The sequence below is a fragment of the Pseudomonas mohnii genome, assembly GCF_900105115.1.
In the GTDB taxonomy this organism is placed as follows: Bacteria; Pseudomonadota; Gammaproteobacteria; order Pseudomonadales; family Pseudomonadaceae; genus Aquipseudomonas; species Aquipseudomonas mohnii.
Genome location: NZ_FNRV01000001.1, coordinates 2,906,091 through 2,922,748, shown reverse-complemented (window position 1 = coordinate 2,922,748; position 16,658 = coordinate 2,906,091). Strand labels below are relative to the sequence as shown.

The 16,658-nt window shown below is 60.3% G+C and carries 17 protein-coding genes; 3 read left to right on the top strand and 14 right to left on the bottom strand.

All coding sequences use genetic code 11. The features are described from left to right. Positions 1 to 8 precede the first annotated feature (8 nt). The 5 genes from BLV61_RS13485 to ubiE all read right to left on the bottom strand — a co-directional run bounded on the left by BLV61_RS13485 (position 9) and on the right by ubiE (position 3,845). Positions 9 to 341, bottom strand: coding sequence for a phosphoribosyl-ATP diphosphatase (locus tag BLV61_RS13485; protein WP_047536426.1), 333 nt, complete (start codon positions 339 to 341; stop codon positions 9 to 11). Continuing rightward, entirely contained in the window at positions 334 to 735 is a 402-nt protein-coding gene (gene hisI, locus BLV61_RS13480) for a phosphoribosyl-AMP cyclohydrolase (RefSeq protein WP_047536428.1), read from the bottom strand. Before hisI ends, BLV61_RS13485 begins: the two co-directional genes overlap by 8 nt. 115 nt (positions 736 to 850) lie before the next feature. Next, a complete protein-coding gene (gene ubiB / locus BLV61_RS13475) occupies positions 851 to 2,455 on the bottom strand; it encodes a ubiquinone biosynthesis regulatory protein kinase UbiB (RefSeq protein WP_047536429.1) in 1,605 nt (534 codons plus the stop codon). After that, positions 2,452 to 3,075 carry a ubiquinone biosynthesis accessory factor UbiJ gene (locus BLV61_RS13470; RefSeq protein ID WP_047536431.1) on the bottom strand — a complete coding sequence of 208 codons (624 nt, stop codon included), beginning with the start codon at positions 3,073 to 3,075 and terminating at the stop codon, positions 2,452 to 2,454. Before BLV61_RS13470 ends, ubiB begins: the two co-directional genes overlap by 4 nt. Then, positions 3,075 to 3,845 (bottom strand): bifunctional demethylmenaquinone methyltransferase/2-methoxy-6-polyprenyl-1,4-benzoquinol methylase UbiE, encoded by a 771-nt coding sequence (ubiE, locus tag BLV61_RS13465; protein ID WP_007989286.1) that lies wholly within the window; start codon positions 3,843 to 3,845, stop codon positions 3,075 to 3,077. The genes BLV61_RS13470 and ubiE overlap by 1 nt, the downstream gene beginning before the upstream one ends. Positions 3,846 to 4,000: 155 nt before the next feature. Between ubiE and BLV61_RS13460 the strand changes: the two genes are divergently transcribed. The 3 genes from BLV61_RS13460 (at position 4,001) to BLV61_RS13450 (ending at position 5,826) form a co-directional block, all read left to right on the top strand. Next, positions 4,001 to 4,276: a polyhydroxyalkanoic acid system family protein gene (locus BLV61_RS13460; RefSeq protein WP_047536433.1), complete on the top strand. Its 276-nt coding sequence runs from the start codon at positions 4,001 to 4,003 to the stop codon at positions 4,274 to 4,276. Between the two features lie 250 nt (positions 4,277 to 4,526). After that, positions 4,527 to 4,949 (top strand): phasin family protein, encoded by a 423-nt coding sequence (locus BLV61_RS13455; protein ID WP_090465668.1) that lies wholly within the window; start codon positions 4,527 to 4,529, stop codon positions 4,947 to 4,949. Positions 4,950 to 4,959: 10 nt separating this feature from the next. Continuing rightward, positions 4,960 to 5,826, top strand: coding sequence for a phasin family protein (locus BLV61_RS13450; protein WP_090465664.1), 867 nt, complete (start codon positions 4,960 to 4,962; stop codon positions 5,824 to 5,826). A gap of 195 nt (positions 5,827 to 6,021) precedes the next feature. Here the strand turns inward: BLV61_RS13450 and BLV61_RS13445 are convergent, their stop codons facing one another. From BLV61_RS13445 to argS, 9 genes are all read right to left on the bottom strand, one after another. Beyond that, positions 6,022 to 6,642: a TetR/AcrR family transcriptional regulator gene (locus BLV61_RS13445; RefSeq protein ID WP_047536438.1), complete on the bottom strand. Its 621-nt coding sequence runs from the start codon at positions 6,640 to 6,642 to the stop codon at positions 6,022 to 6,024. A 59-nt stretch (positions 6,643 to 6,701) separates the two neighbouring features. After that, positions 6,702 to 8,384, bottom strand: a complete 1,683-nt coding sequence (phaC, locus tag BLV61_RS13440) for a class II poly(R)-hydroxyalkanoic acid synthase (protein ID WP_090465661.1) — start codon at positions 8,382 to 8,384, stop codon at positions 6,702 to 6,704. Between the two features lie 112 nt (positions 8,385 to 8,496). Continuing rightward, positions 8,497 to 9,351 carry a poly(3-hydroxyalkanoate) depolymerase gene (gene phaZ, locus BLV61_RS13435; protein ID WP_047536441.1) on the bottom strand — a complete coding sequence of 285 codons (855 nt, stop codon included), beginning with the start codon at positions 9,349 to 9,351 and terminating at the stop codon, positions 8,497 to 8,499. A 156-nt stretch (positions 9,352 to 9,507) separates the two neighbouring features. Continuing rightward, positions 9,508 to 11,187, bottom strand: a complete 1,680-nt coding sequence (gene phaC, locus BLV61_RS13430) for a class II poly(R)-hydroxyalkanoic acid synthase (RefSeq protein WP_090465658.1) — start codon at positions 11,185 to 11,187, stop codon at positions 9,508 to 9,510. Positions 11,188 to 11,446: 259 nt separating this feature from the next. Further along, positions 11,447 to 11,824, bottom strand: coding sequence for a gamma-butyrobetaine hydroxylase family protein (locus BLV61_RS13425; protein ID WP_090465655.1), 378 nt, complete (start codon positions 11,822 to 11,824; stop codon positions 11,447 to 11,449). A gap of 136 nt (positions 11,825 to 11,960) precedes the next feature. Further along, positions 11,961 to 13,298 carry an ATP-dependent protease ATPase subunit HslU gene (gene hslU / locus BLV61_RS13420; RefSeq protein ID WP_047536446.1) on the bottom strand — a complete coding sequence of 446 codons (1,338 nt, stop codon included), beginning with the start codon at positions 13,296 to 13,298 and terminating at the stop codon, positions 11,961 to 11,963. 55 nt (positions 13,299 to 13,353) lie between these two features. Next, on the bottom strand, positions 13,354 to 13,884 hold the full coding sequence (hslV, locus tag BLV61_RS13415) for an ATP-dependent protease subunit HslV (RefSeq protein ID WP_007975582.1): 531 nt from the start codon (positions 13,882 to 13,884) through the stop codon (positions 13,354 to 13,356). 276 nt (positions 13,885 to 14,160) lie between these two features. Next, a complete protein-coding gene (locus BLV61_RS13410; RefSeq protein WP_090465652.1) occupies positions 14,161 to 14,874 on the bottom strand; it encodes an SPOR domain-containing protein in 714 nt (237 codons plus the stop codon). 1 nt (position 14,875) lies between these two features. Then, positions 14,876 to 16,612 carry an arginine--tRNA ligase gene (argS, locus tag BLV61_RS13405; protein ID WP_090465649.1) on the bottom strand — a complete coding sequence of 579 codons (1,737 nt, stop codon included), beginning with the start codon at positions 16,610 to 16,612 and terminating at the stop codon, positions 14,876 to 14,878. Positions 16,613 to 16,658 lie beyond the last annotated feature (46 nt).

The following is a 16,658-nucleotide window of genomic DNA, read 5'->3' as shown; positions in this document are numbered from 1 at the left end:
ATCGTTATTCAGGCGGACGGGCGCGAGGCTTTCTCGGCGTGTCCGGACAGACCGAAGCGACGGTCCAGTTCATCGAGTACAGCCTGTGGATGCTGCCCCAATTGAGCGAGCATGACCATGCTGTGGAACCACAAATCGGCGGTTTCATAGATCACATCGCTGCAGTCGCCGCTGATGGCGGCGTCCTTGGCGGCGATGATGGTTTCGACCGACTCTTCGCCGACTTTTTCCAGAATCTTGTTCAAGCCCTTGTGGTACAGGCTGGCGACGTACGAGCTATCGGCAGTGGCGCCTTTGCGCTCTTCCAGCACAGCGGCCAGACGGGTCAGAGTGTCACTCATGTTTGTGTCCTGCGGAATAGATGGCATTAGGATCTTTCAGGACCGGGTCGACGGTTGTCCAGTCGCCGTTCTCGAAGACGCGATAGAAGCAGCTCTGGCGGCCGGTATGGCAGGCAATGTCGCCGATCTGTTCGACCATCAGGATGATCACGTCGGCGTCGCAGTCCAGGCGCATTTCGTGCAGCTTCTGCACGTGGCCGGACTCTTCGCCCTTGCGCCACAGCTTGCCACGGGAGCGCGACCAGTAAATGGCGCGGTTCTCGGCAGCGGTCAACGCCAGTGCTTCACGGTTCATCCAGGCCATCATCAGGACGCGCCCGGTCTTGTGATCCTGGGCAATCGCCGGCACCAGGCCATCAGCGTCCCATTTGATCTCGTCCAGCCAGTTTTTCATGTTCCGTCCCGGAGCAGCGGCGAGCTTTAAGCTGCAAGCTGCAAGTAAAAAACAATCTGCGTCGTGCTAACGAATCGCTTGAAGCTTGAAGCTTATCGCTTGCAGCTCAATCCGGCTATCGACGAACGACCAGATACAAGCCGACGGCCATCATGATGCCGGCCGGCCAATACGCCAACTGGTTCAACGGCCCACCGGCGGCGAGAAGGGCGCCACCGGCCAGATGCGCGGTACCGAGCAGGCGCAGGAACCAGTCGTCGCGAGGTCGATGCCAGGGTGGCGGCGGGTCGTTGGCATGGGGTTGGGACATGCGTTCGAGCAGGTCGCGGGCCATGTTGGCCAGGTGCGGGATCTGCTCGAACTGGCTCTGCACATTGCCGAGCAAGGCTTTGGGGCTGACCCGCTCGCGCATCCAGCGCTCCAGGAACGGCTGGGCGGTGTTCCACAGGTCGAGGTCCGGATACAGCTGACGGCCCAGGCCTTCGATGTTCAGCAGGGTTTTTTGCAGCAGTACGAGTTGCGGCTGCACTTCCATGTTGAAGCGCCGCGCGGTCTGGAACAGGCGCATCAGCACCTGGCCGAATGAAATATCTTTTAACGGTTTTTCGAAAATCGGCTCGCACACGGTACGGATCGCCGCTTCGAACTCGTTGAGCTTGGTCTCCGCCGGCACCCAGCCCGAGTCGATGTGCAATTGCGCCACGCGACGGTAATCACGCTTGAAGAACGCGAACAGGTTGCGGGCCAGGTAATCCTGGTCTTCCGGGGTCAGGCTGCCGACGATGCCGCAGTCGATCGCAATGTACTGCGGACTCCACGGGTTCACGGTGCTGACGAAGATGTTGCCAGGGTGCATGTCGGCGTGGAAGAAGCTGTCGCGGAACACCTGGGTGAAGAAAATCTCCACGCCGCGTTCGGCCAGCATCTTCATGTCGGTGCGCTGGTCGGCCAGGGTCGCCAGATCGGTGACCTGGATGCCGTAGATGCGCTCCATCACCAGCACTTTCGGCCGGCACCAGTCCCAATAGACCTGCGGCACATACAGCAACGGCGAACCGTCGAAGTTGCGCTTCAGCTGGCTGGCGTTGGCGGCTTCGCGCAGCAGGTCGAGTTCGTCGTAGATGGTTTTTTCGTAGTCGCTGACCACGTCCACCGGGTGCAGCAGGCGAGCGTCGGCGGAGAGTTTTTCGGCGGCGCGGGCGAGGATGAACAGCCACGCCAGATCCTGGGCGATCACCGGTTTCAGCCCTGGACGAATCACTTTGACCACGACTTCTTCGCCGGTTTTCAGCTGCGCGGCGTGCACCTGCGCCACCGAGGCCGAGGCCAGCGGTTCGACATCGAAACGGCTGAAGACTTCGCTGATTTTCTTGCCCAGCTGCTCTTCGATCAGCTTGACCGACAGCTGCGAATCGAACGGCGGGACGCGGTCCTGCAGCTTCATCAGCTCATCGGCGATGTCTTCGGGCAGCAAGTCGCGGCGGGTGGACAGGATCTGTCCGAACTTGATGAAAATCGGCCCCAGGTCCTGCATCGCCAGGCGCAGTCGTGCGCCCCGGCTCAGGTCCAGCGTCTTGCGCGGGAACCAGCGCCACGGCAGGGCGTAACGCAGCGCCCGCAGAAACCAGGGCAGCGGCAGGGCGAACAGCAGGTCATCGAGGCGGTAGCGGATCACGACGCGCTGGATGCGCAACAAACGGCGGACGGCAAGCAGCTTCATGCGTTATCGCTTGGGTCGAGGGATCGGGAAAGGCGCTCGAAACGCGCCTCGAGACGTTCCAGATCGAGCTTGATCTGGTCCAGTTCACTGAATCGGGCTTCGGCTTCGCGCTGACCGACGAGGGTGCGCGATTCTTCGGCCAGGTATTCGCCAAGGTTCTGGCCCAGGCTGGCGAACCCTTGCTGATACCAGCGGGCGCGGCTGCGCAGGTGACCACCGACCAGTTGTGTGGCGACAGGGCCGAGCCAGCGTGAGAGTTCGTACTCCCAGTCCAGCTCCAGGTCCTGAAGGATGGCTGCCAGCTCCAGCAGCACGCCGCTGTCACCCTCGAGCTCGACCTCGGGCCCATGCAACACCGACGTCTTGTCCTTGCTCATCGCCAGTTTCAGCAGGCTCGAGGCCGGGGCCCGCAAGGTGCAGTCGGCACCGGTTTCCCACTGGGAAGCCAGCATCAGGCCTTCGTCGCTGGGCAGGATGAACACTTGAAACGCCGGGCTGCGGCAATCGACGGCAATCACCCTGCCGCTCAAATGCGCCAGCCGCGGCAGCGCCGTGCTGTCGAGGCGCAGCACCCGGTTCAGACCGAGTTCAACGCTGGCGAGCAGGCCGGCGAGCAGCATCAGGGCTTGATGCCGCGGTGCAGGGCGACGATGCCCGCGGTCATGTTGTGATAGGTCACGCGGTCGAAACCGGCCTCGACCATCATCGACTTCAGGGTTTCCTGATTCGGGTGCATGCGGATCGATTCGGCCAGGTAGCGATAGCTTTCCGAATCGTTGGTGATCAGCTTGCCCATCAGCGGCATGAAGGCGAACGAGTAGGCGTCGTAGGCTTTGGACATCAGCGCGTTGGTCGGCTTGGAGAACTCCAGCACCAACAGGCGGCCGCCTGGCTTGAGTACGCGAAGCATCGAACGCAGGGCATCTTCCTTGTGCGTGACGTTGCGCAGACCGAAGGCGATGGTCACGCAGTCGAAGTGGTTGTCCGGGAACGGCAGTTTTTCCGCGTCGGCCTGGACGAATTCAACGTTGCCGGCCACACCGAGGTCCAGCAGGCGGTCACGACCGACCTTGAGCATGGATTCATTGATGTCGGCCAACACGACCTGGCCGGTCGGGCCAACGAGGTGCGAGAACTTGCGGGTCAGGTCGCCGGTACCGCCGGCGATGTCCAGCACGCGATTGCCTGTGCGTACACCCGACAATTCGATCGCAAAACGCTTCCACAGGCGGTGCATGCCACCCGACAGGAGGTCGTTCATCAAGTCGTACTTGGCGGCTACCGAATGGAAAACCTCAGCGACTTTTTCCGCTTTCTGGCTTTCCGGAACGTTTTTGAAGCCGAAGTGAGTGGTGGGTTCGGCATCGCTGCCTTTGCGCTGATCAGTCATATCGCTGTCACCAAAATAGAATGCGCGACATTCTAATCCCCAAGGGATGCTTTGTCTTGGCAAGGCTGAAGGTAAGATGGATCACCCTCGGGACGTTTTGCCGCATCAGTGGTCAAGATTCACCGAACAAGCATTCATAAAGCAGGAGTCATTCGATGGCCCATATTAGTGTTGAGCGTGCCCACGGCCTGGGTAAGGAAGCGGCTCGCGAGAAGGCCAACAAGCTGGCGCAGAAACTTTCCGATCAATATGGCCTTGAGCCGCAGTGGTCTGGCGACACCTTGAACCTCAAGCGTTCGGGTGTGAAAGGCGCAGTGCATGTCAGTGACGATTCGATCAAGGTCGATGTGGAACTTGGCCTGATGATGTCGGCCATGAGCGGCATGATCAAATCGGAAATCGAAAAGGCGCTGGATAAAGCTTTGGCCTGATCAGGTGCTTTCCATGAAATGAGGTCCCTGTGGGAGCGGGCTTGCCCGCGATGAGGCCGGCACATCCAGCATCTTTATTGGATGACCCACCGCCATCGCGGGCAAGCCCGCTCTCACAGGTTTCGTGTTTGCTCTGCTTGCTGTTTATGTCAGTTGTTAGGGTGCCGTTTCTAATTTTTCTCCCTACTTTGTGCCAGAGCCCGACACTTTCACGGGCAGTTCCTCAAACCTTTTGCGCGTGAGGTGCACCATGGCCAAAGTTATTTTGAAGAAAAAAATCGACGCATCGACCACCGCCCTGAGCGACGTCAAATCCTATGCCCGCAAGATCTGGCTGGCAGGCCTGGGTGCCTACACCAAGGTTGGCCAAGAGGGCAGCGACTACTTTCAAGAGTTGATCAAGGCTGGTCAAACTGTTGAAAAGAAAGGCAAAAAAGCGGTCACTGAAAAGCTTGAAGCGGCGAATGCCGAGATCGATGAAGCAAAAGACGAAGTGCGCACTTTCAAAGGCAAGGTCGAAGTTCAACTCGACAAAGTGGAGAAGGCGTTCGACACGCGTGTCGCAAGTGCCTTGAATCGTATCGGCATTCCGTCTAAACATGACGTTGAGACACTCTCTGCCAAGCTCGATGAGCTGACGGCATTGCTCGAACGCGTCGCGCGTAAATCTTAAGGAGAACGGGATGGCTGGCAAAAAGAATACTGAAAAAGAAGGCAGCTCGTGGATCGGGAAAGTCGAAGACTACTCCCGAAAAATCTGGCTGGCGGGTTTAGGCGTGTACTCGAAGATCGACACTGACGGCAGCAAACTCTTCGATGCATTGGTTAAGGACGGCGAAAAAGCCGAGAAGCTGACCAAGAGCGCGGTTGGCAAAACTGTCGACGCCGCCAAGGACTCCGCTTCTTCGGCCAAGTCGCGCATCAGCGGCGTGAAAGATCGTGCACTGGGCAAGTGGGACGAGCTGGAAGGCGCTTTCGACAAGCGTCTGAACAGCGCTATCTCGCGCCTGGGCGTACCGAGCCGCAACGAAGTCAAGGCACTGCACAGCAAGGTCGATACCCTGACCAAGCAGATCGAAAAGCTCACCGGTGCCAAGGTTGCGCCTGTCGCGGCGAAAACCGCGGCCGCCAAACCAGCGGCTAAACCAGCCGCCAAAACCGCTGCCAAGCCACTGGCTAAAGCGGCGGCTAAACCGGCTGCCAAGCCAGCGGCGAAAACGGCCGCTGCCAAACCCGCTGCAGCCAAACCAGCGGCTAAACCGGTTGCCGCAAAAGCCGCCGCTAAACCTGCTGCCAAGCCTGCCGCCGCCAAGCCTGCAGCGAAAACCGCAGCGGCCAAGCCGGCAGCCAAACCAGCAGCAAAACCTGCCGCTGCGAAGAAGCCAGTGGTGAAAAAACCGGCCGCTCCAAAAGCTGCCGCACCAAAACCAGCAGTGGCTGCCGCAACGCCGGCAGCACCGGTCAGCTCGTCGAACTCCGCGACCGCGCCGACCCCTGCTGTAACCCCGACTGCCGCGCCGGCACCTTCGACGCCAACCAGTCAGTCCTGATTTTTTCAGGGCTCAAAAGAACGCCCGGCCTGCCAAGGCCGGGCGTTTTTGTTTGTGCAGCATTTTGAAAGCACCACAAACCTGATGTGGGAGCGAGCCCTGCTCGCGATGAGGCCATCACATTCAAAAATTTTGCCTACTGACACACCGCCATCGCGAGCAGGCTCGCTCCCACAGGGATAGGTGTGATCAGCATTAGTCGTGGTCTTCCAGGTACTGCATCGCGAGTCGCTCCGTCGCCACCTTGATCGGCGGCAGCAGATGAGGCGCCACCAGCATCATGATCTGGTAGACCACCAATCGCACTTCACCTTCGCGATCGAGAATCCGTTGATAGTCCAGCGAGAACAGCAGCGTCATGGTGATCTGCTCCACCAGTTGCCCCAGCGCCTGGGTGTCGCTGACCAATTGCCCCTGGGCTTTCAATCGCGCCAGTAACGACGCCAGCGTGCGCTTGAGTGCATTGAGCAGGTTGCGGATGCCCTTGGCCAGCTTCGGCAGGCGGCCGGCCAGGTTCGACAGGTCCTGGAACAGAAACCGGTAGTGGGCCAGGCGTTCGACGATCAGGTGCAGGAACAGCCAGTAATCTTCCGGTGCCAGTTCAACGTCCGATGGCGGGTCGAGCAGCGGGGCCAGCTCATTCTGGAAGCGTTCGAACAACCCGAGAATCAGCGGCTCCTTGCCGTGGAAGTGGTAGTAGAGGTTGCCGGGGCTGATGCCCATTTCGTTGGCAACTTCCATGGTGGAGACGTTTGGTTCGCCCTTCTGATTGAACAACTGCAGGGCACATTCGAGGATGCGGTCGCGGGTTTTCATCCAGTCTTCTTATTGATCGGGTGATGCCACGGCCGGTCGGGGCCGTGGGTCGTTGAGTGTCAGCGCACGCGCACGTAAGTACCGGGTGCCGCCTCCATGGGTGGATAGTTCTGGTTGCCGAGGGCCATCTGGGTTTCCTTTAGCGCCCCCGAGCGTTCCTGAATCCAGCTCAGCCACGGGGTCCACCAGCTGCCATCGACGTGCTTGGCATCGTAGTACCAGGCCCGTGGATCACTGCTCAGTTTGCCGTTCTCGACGTAGTTGGCTTTCGGGTTGTTCGGCGGGTTGAGAATGCTCTGCACGTGTCCGCTGTTGGACAGCACGAAGCGGCGATCACCCCCGAGCAGCAGCGTCGAGCGATACACCGCGTCCCACGGTGTGATGTGGTCATTGATACCGGCCACGCTGAAGCTGTCGACGGTGACCTTCTGCAAGTCGATCGGCGTGCCACACACTTCCAGGCCGCCCGGGTGGGTGAGCGGGTTGTGCTTGAAAAAATCCAGCAGGTCGCCATGCAGGGCCGCCGGCAAGCGCGTGTTGTCGTTGTTCCAGTAGAGGATGTCGAACGCCGGGGGTTCTTTGCCCAACAGGTAGTTGTTGACGAAATAGCTCCAGATCAAGTCGTTGGGTCGCATCCAGGCGAACACCTTGGCCATGTCGCGACCGTCGAGCACGCCTTTCTGGTAGGAACGACGCTTGGCGGCTTCCAGGGTCTGTTCGTCGGCGAACAGGGTCGCTGGCGAGTCCAGCTGACTGTCGAGCAGGCTCACCAGATACGTCGCGCTGGAGACCCGGCGCAGTTGCCGTTTGGCTTGCAAGTGACCTTGCAACGCAGCGATGGTCAGCCCGCCGGCGCAGGCGCCCATCAGGTTGACTTCGCGGGCACCGGTGATCGCCCGGCACACATTCATGGCTTCTTCAACCGCCTCGACGTAGGTCGACAGGCCCCATTCGCGGTGACGCACATCCGGGTTGCGCCAGCTGATCACGAAGGTTTGCAGGCTGTTCTTGAGGGCGAACTGGACAAAGCTGTTGTGCGGGCTCAGGTCGAAAATGTAGTACTTGTTGATCTGCGGCGGAACCACCAGCAGCGGCTTGGAATACTGCTTTTCGCTCATCGGCTTGTACTGGATCAGTTCCAGCAATTCGTTGCGAAACACCACGGCGCCGGTGGTGGTGGCGACGGTCTTGCCGACTTCGAAAGCCTGTTTGGTGACTTGCCGGGGCAGGCCGTCGTTGTGCAGCAAGTCATCCACCAGGTGACCGATCCCGCGCACCAGGCTGTTGCCGCCGGAGTTGAAGATCTCCTTGATCGCCAGTGGATTGAGCAGGCTGTTGGACGGTGACACGGCATCGTTGAGCAGGGCGAAGGCGAAATGCGCGCGGGCACGATCGTCCGGGCTCATGTTGCTGTCGTCGATCCAGCTCTTGACCTGCTTTTGCCAAGCCAGGTAGGCCTGCAAGCTGCGACGGTAAAACGGGTTGAGGCTCCAGGCCGGGTCGGCGAAACGGCTGTCCTGTGGATTGGTCGGGTGCAGGGTCTCACCGAGCAGCACACGGCCCAGCTGCCCGCCCAGTTTCAGGGCGTGCCGGGCGCTGTGCACCGGGTTGCGCAGGCCATGGGCGGCAACGCTGCGCAGGGTCGAAATCAGATCCCGGCCGCGCAGGCCGGTAATCGCACTCTGTGCGTTGATGAACGCGGCGGGAGTGGGCAAAGTGTCCCGCGCTGGTTTGTCACGCATGAGTCAACACTCCTTCGTTTTCAGGCCAAAAACACACAACCGAACCAGAACACCATAGACGCTGTTTCGGGTTGTTGCGCGGCGCGGCGTCCTGCCGCCCGTCAATGAGCCGCTAACCGCCCAATGGCGCCGGGTGAGGATGCATCACGGCGCGTTGTCGTTCTTCTTCGAGGAATTTCATGATGATCGGCGCCACCGCTTCGGCTCGTGTGATCAAAAACAGATGGCCGTCATCGATGATGTGCAGCTGGGCATTGGGAATCCGCCAGGCCAGCAAGCGCATGTTGATCAGCGGGATCAACGGATCGTCATCGCCCGCCAGTACCAGGGTCGGCTGATGGATCTTGTGCAGCCAGTGGATGCTGGTCCAGCCGAGGCCGGCAAACAGTTGCCAGTAGTAACCGAGCTTGCCTGCCGAACGCACTTTTGCCGCATGGCTCGCGGCCAGTGTCGGGTCGCGGCGAAATGAGCCGCCGTAGATCATCGGTGCAATGCGAATCACGTGCGACGGCTGGATGTAGCGCCTCGGACTGGCCATCATCCACAGCACTTTCGGCTTGCCCGGCACCATCACCGCGCCTGCGGCGGTGGCGGCCAGCACCAGTTTCTTGCAGCGCTCCGGATAGTCGTAGGCGAACTGCTGGGCAAGGGCGCCGCCCCAGGACACGCCGATGACGTTGACCTGCCCGTAGTCGAGGTAGTCGAGCATGCGTGCCGTCAGTTTGGCCAGGCCCGGAAAGCGATACGGTCGATTCGGCGTCGAAGAGCCACCGACACCGGGCACGTCGAAAGCGATGACTTCCAGGTCCGGGTCCAGTGCCGCGACGAACGGAAACACCAGCTCCAGGTTGGCGCCGATGCCGTTGAAAATCAGCAAGGGCGTCAAGTGAGGCTTGCCGGGGCGTACCGCCGTGCGGAGGGTCTGGCCATCCAGGTCGACGGTACGAAATATGAACGGTTGCGGCATGCTTCTGGCCCTGTTTATGAATTCATCCCCGACCCCTGTAGGCGCGAGCCTGCTTGCGAAAAATGTTAAGGCAACGCGTTAATTCAGACAGCATGCGTTTTCGTTAACGTCCATCGCGAGCGAGCTCGCGCCTACAGGAAGTGCGGGGTGCGTCAGTTACCGCTCGTGTACGTAAGTGCCTGGCGCAGTCTCGCCTGCCGGAAAAGCCTTGTTGCCCAGTTTCGCCGGGGCCTTTTTCAGTTCGCCCGAACGCTGGGCCTGCCAGGCCTGCCAGTGCAGCCACCAGGAGTCGGTGTGCTTGGTGGAATTCTCTTGCCACTCCTCGGCATTGGCAGCCATTTCGGTGCTGGTCATGTAACGGGATTTCGGATTGCCCGGCGGGTTCAGGATGCTCTGGATATGCCCGCTGCTGGACAGCACGAACTCGACATTGCCGCCGAACAGTTGCGCCGACTTGTAGCAGGACTTCCACGGGGTGATGTGGTCGTTGGTGCCGGCCAGGGAAAAGATGTCGGCCGTGACCTGCTTCAGGTCGATGGGCGTGCCGCACACTTCCAGTGCATTGGGGCGAATCAGCGGGTTGTTTTTGAACATCTCGATCAGGTCGCCATGGAACGCGGCGGGCAACCGGGTGGTGTCGTTGTTCCAGAACAGGATGTCGAACACCGGCGGTTCGTTGCCCAACAGGTAGTTGTTGACCCAGTAGTTCCAGATCAGGTCGTTGGGACGCATCCACGCAAAGACTTTCGCCATGTCGCGGCCTTCCAGTACGCCGGCCTGGTAGGAGTGGCGCTTGGCGGCTTCGAGGGTCTGCTCGTTGACGAACAGGGCGACGTCGCTGTCCAGCGTGGTATCGAGCACGCTGACCAGCAGGGTGAGGGCGTTGACCTTGTTCTCGCCGATTGCAGCGTAGTGGCCTAGCAGGGCGGTGCAGGTGATACCACCGGAGCAGGCGCCGAGCATGTTCACATCTTTGCTGCCGGTGATGGCGGTGACCACGTCGACCGCTTCCTTGAGCGCCTCGATGTAGGTCGACAGACCCCACTCGCGCTGTTCCTTGGTCGGGTTGCGCCAGCTGACGATGAAGGTCTGCACATTATTGCGCAGGCAAAACCGCGCCAGGCTCTTGTCCGGGCTCAGGTCGAAAACGTAGAACTTGTTGATCTGTGGCGGCACCACCAGCAATGGACGCTCGTGGACTTGCTCGGTAATCGGCTTGTACTGGATCAGCTCCAGCACATCGTTGCGAAAGACCACTGCACCGTCGGTCACGCCGAGGCTCTTGCCGACCTCGAACGCGCCCATGTTAACCTGGCTCGGCATGCCGCCGTTGTGCACAAGGTCCTTGGCCATATGCGAAAGACCATCGAGCAGGCTCTTGCCGCCGGTTTCGAAGAAGCGTTTGACGGCCGCCGGGTTGGCCGCCGTGTTGGTCGGGGCCATGGCTTCGGTCATGAGGTTGATCACGAAGTGCCCGCGAGCGGCGTCACTGGCCGAGAGTTTGCTGTCATCGATCCAGTCGTGGAGTTCCTTGCGCCACGCCAGGTAGGTTTGCAGGTAGCGTTTGTAGAGTGGGTTCTGGCTCCAGGCCGGATCGGCGAAGCGACGGTCGTCGCTGCCCGGTTGCAGTGCGGATTTGCCGAACAGCACGTTCTTGAGTTCAAGGCCGAAGTGCGCAACATGCTTGGCGCTGTGCACCGGTTGTTTGATGGCCTGCCTGAGCACCATTCGAGCAGAAGCCAGTAGATCCTTTCCACGCAGTCCAACGACAGGATTCAGTCCCAAGGTGTTTTCCGAGGCCTGATACTTCAAGTCATCGTTATTCTTGTTACTCATCTACGACGCTCCATTGTCCTGAGACGAGTACCCGGGGCCTGCTGTGCAGCTACACAGCCAATGCCAGGTACTACTGCTCGGGTGACCGTTAGTGCTGCATCGCTGCTTTTGTTTCGCAGAGAACACTGCAGGGAACTTGCCAGCTCCATTGGTTACCCGAGTTTAATTTTTTTCGCAAGCAGGCCAATGACTGACCTTACGGCCAAGCATTCAAACAGATGAAATTAGAAAATGCCCTCTAAAGAGCAAGAGGCTCAGGCTAGAGCATCAGCTTGACGACGGATTCGTTCGGGTCGCGGGTTTTTCCGGCAGCTTTGAGCTCGGCAAGATAATCCTCCCAGAGTGCGTCATGACGGCGCCCCAGCTCATAGAGGTATTCCCAGGTGAACAGGCCGCTGTCATGGCCGTCATCGAAGGTCAATTTCAGTGCGTACTGACCGGCCGGTTCTATCTTGTTCAGGCCTACGTTGATTTTGCCAAATTGCAGGATGGGTTTGCCGTGGCCCTGGACTTCGGCGGAAGGAGAGTGCACGCGAAGGAATTCGGCGGGCAGGGTGAATTCCTCGCCGGTCGCGTATTTGAGCGTCAGGGTTTTCGAGGCTTTGTGCAGTTTGATGTCGGTGGGAAGTTGGGTCATGACCTGAGTTCCGTTAGGGGTGGAACCCTGTAGGAGCGAGCTTGCTCGCGATGGCCGTTAACGATAACGCGTGTTGTCTGAACAAACGCGTCGCTCTCGGGTTCATCGCGAGCAGGCTCGCTCCTACAAGTGTTGCTTACAGGATATAACGGGACAGGTCTTCGTTCTGCGCCAATTCGCCGAGGTGGCTGTTGACGTAGTCAGCGTCGATCTGGATCGCCTTGTCGTCATGGGCACTGGCCAGGTCGCCGGCGCTGAACGACACTTCTTCAAGCAGGCGCTCAAGCAGCGTGTGCAGACGACGGGCACCGATGTTTTCGGTTTTCTCGTTGACCTGCCAGGCGATTTCCGCAATGCGTTTGATGCCGCTTGGCTGGAACTCGATGGTCAGGCCTTCGGTTTTCAGCAGTGCACAGTATTGCTCGGTAAGCGAAGCGTGCGGTTCGCTGAGAATGCGTTCGAAGTCTTCCGGCGACAGTGCCTTCAGTTCGACACGAATCGGCAGGCGACCTTGCAGCTCCGGCACCAGATCGCTCGGCTTGCTCAGGTGGAAAGCGCCCGAGGCGATGAACAGGATGTGGTCGGTTTTGACCATGCCCAGTTTGGTGTTGACGGTGCAACCTTCGATCAGTGGCAGCAAGTCGCGCTGCACACCCTCGCGGGACACATCGGCGCCGCCGACATTGCCGCGCTTGGCGACCTTGTCGATTTCGTCGATGAACACGATGCCGTGCTGCTCGACCGCTTCCAGTGCCTTGGCCTTCAACTCTTCATCGTTGACCAGGCGACTGGCTTCTTCGTCGCGCACCATTTTCAGCGCTTCCTTGACCTTGAGCTTGCGGCTCTTGCGTTTGCCTTTGCCCATGTTGGCGAACAGGCTCTGCAATTGGTTGGTCATTTCTTCCATGCCCGGTGGCGCGGAGATATCGACGCCGGCGATTTCGGCGACTTCGATTTCGATCTCCTTGTCATCCAGTTGACCTTCGCGCAGGCGCTTGCGGAACAGCTGACGGGTGTTGGAATCCGAGGTCGGGGCATCGTCGTTGCTGAAGCCCATGCGCGGTGGCGGCAGCAGCGCGTCGAGGATGCGCTCTTCAGCGGCGTCTTCGGCGCGGTGGCGAACCTTGATGATTTCCTGTTCGCGCAGCAGTTTGATCGCCGCATCGGCCAGGTCACGAATGATCGATTCGACGTCGCGGCCGACGTAGCCGACTTCAGTGAACTTGGTGGCTTCGACCTTGATGAACGGTGCGTTGGCCAGTTTGGCCAGGCGACGGGCGATTTCGGTTTTACCGACACCGGTCGGGCCGATCATCAGAATGTTTTTCGGGGTGACTTCAACGCGCAGCTCTTCGGGCAGCTGCATCCGGCGCCAGCGATTGCGCAGGGCAATGGCGACGGCGCGCTTGGCATCGTCCTGGCCGATGATATGGCGATTGAGTTCGTGGACGATTTCACGGGGAGTCATGGACATAGTATTTGGCGGACCTCAAGCAAGAATGAGCCGTGGCGCGATGGCCGGAGCGGACTTATTCGGCGCAGTCCTGCTCCTCAATGGTCTGGGTGTGGTTGGTGAATACACAGATGTCGCCGGCAATGCCCAGGGCGGTCTCGACGATTTCCCGGGCCGACAGATCGGTTTTCTTCAGCAGTGCGCTGGCGGCGGCCTGGGCGTAAGCGCCACCGGAGCCCATGGCGATCAAGCCATCTTCAGGTTCAACCACATCGCCGTTGCCGGTGATGATCAGCGAGGCGTCTTTGTTGGCGACGGCGAGCATGGCTTCGAGGCGGCTCAGTGAACGGTCGGTTCGCCATTCTTTGGCGAGTTCGACGGCGGCACGAACCAGGTGGCCCTGATGCTTTTCCAGCTGGCCTTCGAAACGTTCGAACAGGGTAAAGGCGTCAGCGGTGGCGCCGGCAAAACCGGCGATGACCTGACCGTGGTACAGGCGGCGAACTTTTTTCGCGTTGCCTTTCATCACGGTATTGCCAAGGGATACCTGGCCGTCGCCGCCCATGACGACTTTGCCGTGGCGGCGAACTGAAACGATGGTGGTCAAGGGAAGAGTCTCCACGCAGCGGGGCGAAAATGCCTTATGCCCACTCATATGGGGGTGGTGAAGTGGATTTCAACTGTAGGACGGGAGAGGGGACGAGTGGTGTATTGCGATGGTGATGGAGTGCCGCTGTCACCGTTGTGGCGAGGGAGCTTGCTCCCGCTTGGCTGCGAAGCAGCCACAAACCCGGTCCCCGCGGTCTGCCTCATGGACCGCAAATGCTGGTTTTGGGAGTGCTCCGCACTCCAGCGGGAGCAAGCTCCCTCGCCGCAAGGGGCGTTATCGGCTCTGGCGCTGTTGTAACAACAGGTTGCTGAAGCCGGCGCCGGCCAGTTGTTTCTGGGCGGTGGTCAGTTGTTCGCGGTTGCTGAACGGTCCGACCAGAACCCGATACCAGGTCTCGTCTTTCACTGTGCCGGATTCGACCGCCACCGCCTGGCCGAGCAGGATGATCTGCGCACGAACCTTGTCGGCGTCAGTTTGCTTTCGGAACGAACCCGCCTGGAGGAAGAACTTGGTCACCGGCGCGGCTTTGGTGACGGGTGGCGCGGGTGGCGGCGTGATACCGGACAGCGCCGCCTGAGCGCGGGCGGTGTCGATCTTCGCCGCTTCCGCCGGTGTAACCGGCGTCGTCGGAACGGCCGGCACTTGCGGCGTCGGCAGGGTTTTTTCCGGCACGGCATCCGGCGGCACGATGACTTCCGATTCCGGCAGCAAGGTGTAGAAGTCGTACTTCGGCTTCACCGGTTGCGTCGGGCTCGGCGGGGTCTTGTTGGCCTCGGCGATCTTGGTGGCTTTCTGCTGTTGTTGCTCCACCTTCTCGCGTTTGACCGTATCGCTGCCCTTGCCCGGCTCCAGCTTCATCAGGAATACGATGAATGCGCCGACCGTCAGGCCGATGGCCATCCACAGCCAACCCGGAATCGGCTGCTTCGCTGGAGCTTGGTAACGGCTGGCGCCACGCTTGGGTGCAGGTTTTTTCTTGGCAGCCAACTTACATACGCTCCAGAGTTTCCAGGCCCAAGAGTTCCAGGCCTTGCTTGAGGGTGCGTCCGGTCAGCGCGGCGAGGCGAAGGCGGCTCTGCATTTGCGCCGGGGTATCGGCGGCGAGGATCGGGCAGTTCTCGTAGAAGCTGGAGAACAGGCCGGCGACGTCATACAGATAAGTGCAGAGAATGTGCGGCGTGCCTTTTTCAGCCACGTTATTCAGCACTTCGCCGAATTGCGCGAGTTTTGCCGCCAGTTCGTGTTCGTGGGGCGCTTCGAGGACGATCTGGCCGTCGACTTCGCTGAAGTCCTTGCCGAGTTTGCGGAACACGCCGGCCACGCGGGTATACGCATACAGCAGGTACGGGGCGGTGTTGCCTTCGAAGTTCAGCATCAGGTCGAAGTTGAAGCTGTAGTCGCTGGTGCGGTGCTTGGACAGGTCGGCGTATTTCACCGCGCCGATGCCCACGACCCTGGCGATGTTGCGCAGCTCGGCTTCGGCCAGTTCCGGGTTCTTGTCCTTGACCAGGGTGTAGGCGCGTTCCTGGGCTTCGGTCAGCAGATCGATCAGCTTCACGGTGCCGCCATCGCGGGTCTTGAACGGGCGGCCATCAGCGCCGTTCATGGTGCCGAAGCCCATGTGCTCCATGTCCATCGGGTGGGTCACGAAGCCGGCCTTGCGCGCCACGGCGAACACTTGCTGGAAGTGCAGGGCCTGACGCTGGTCGACGAAGTACAAGGCGCGGTCGGCCTTGAGCTTGCCGCTGCGGTAGCGCACGGCGGCCAGGTCGGTGGTGGCGTAGAGGTAGCCACCATCGGCCTTGACGATGATCACCGGCAGCGGATCGCCGTCGGCGTTCTTGAATTCATCGAGGAACACGCACTGGGCGCCATTGCTCTCGACCAGCATGCCAGCGGCCTTGAGGTCGTTGACCACGTTGATCAAGTCGTCGTTGTAGGCGCTTTCGCCCATCACGTCAGCCATGGTCAGCTTGACGTTCAACAGCTCGTAGATTTTCTGGCAGTGGGACAGCGAGATGTCCTTGAACTTGGTCCACAGCGCCAGGCAGTCCGGGTCACCGGCCTGCAACTTGACCACCAGGCCACGGGCGCGATCGGCGAATTCTTCGGATTCGTCGAAGCGCTGCTTGGCGGCGCGGTAGAAGTTTTCCAGGTCCGACAGCTCGTCGCTGGTGATCGGGTTTTCCTGCAGATAGGCCATCAACATGCCGAACTGGGTGCCCCAGTCGCCAACGTGGTTCTGGCGGATCACTTCGTCGCCGAGGAACTCGAGCACCCGTGCCACGCCGTCGCCGATGATGGTCGAGCGCAGGTGGCCGACGTGCATTTCCTTGGCCAGGTTCGGGGCCGACAGGTCAACCACCGTGCGTTGCACCGGGCCGGCCTTGCGAACGCCGATGTGCTCATCGGCCAGGGCGGCGTCCAGGCGGGTCGCCAGGGCATCGGTGTTCTGGAAGAAGTTGAGGAAGCCGGGGCCGGCGATTTCGGCCTTGGTGACATTTTCGTCAGCCGGCAGCGCGGCGATGATTTTCTCGGCCAGGTCACGCGGCTTCATGCCGGCAGGCTTGGCCAGCATCATGGCGATGTTGCTGGCGAAGTCGCCGTTCTTCTTATCGCGAGAGTTTTCCACCTGGATCGCCGGCGTCAGGCCTTCAGGCAACACACCTTCGTTGACGAGTTGGGTGATGGCTTGTTGGATCAGCTGGCGAATGGTGTCTTTCATGGTCTTCTCTTTCGACCGCTGGCGCGGCGGCGCATCGTGCGCTGGT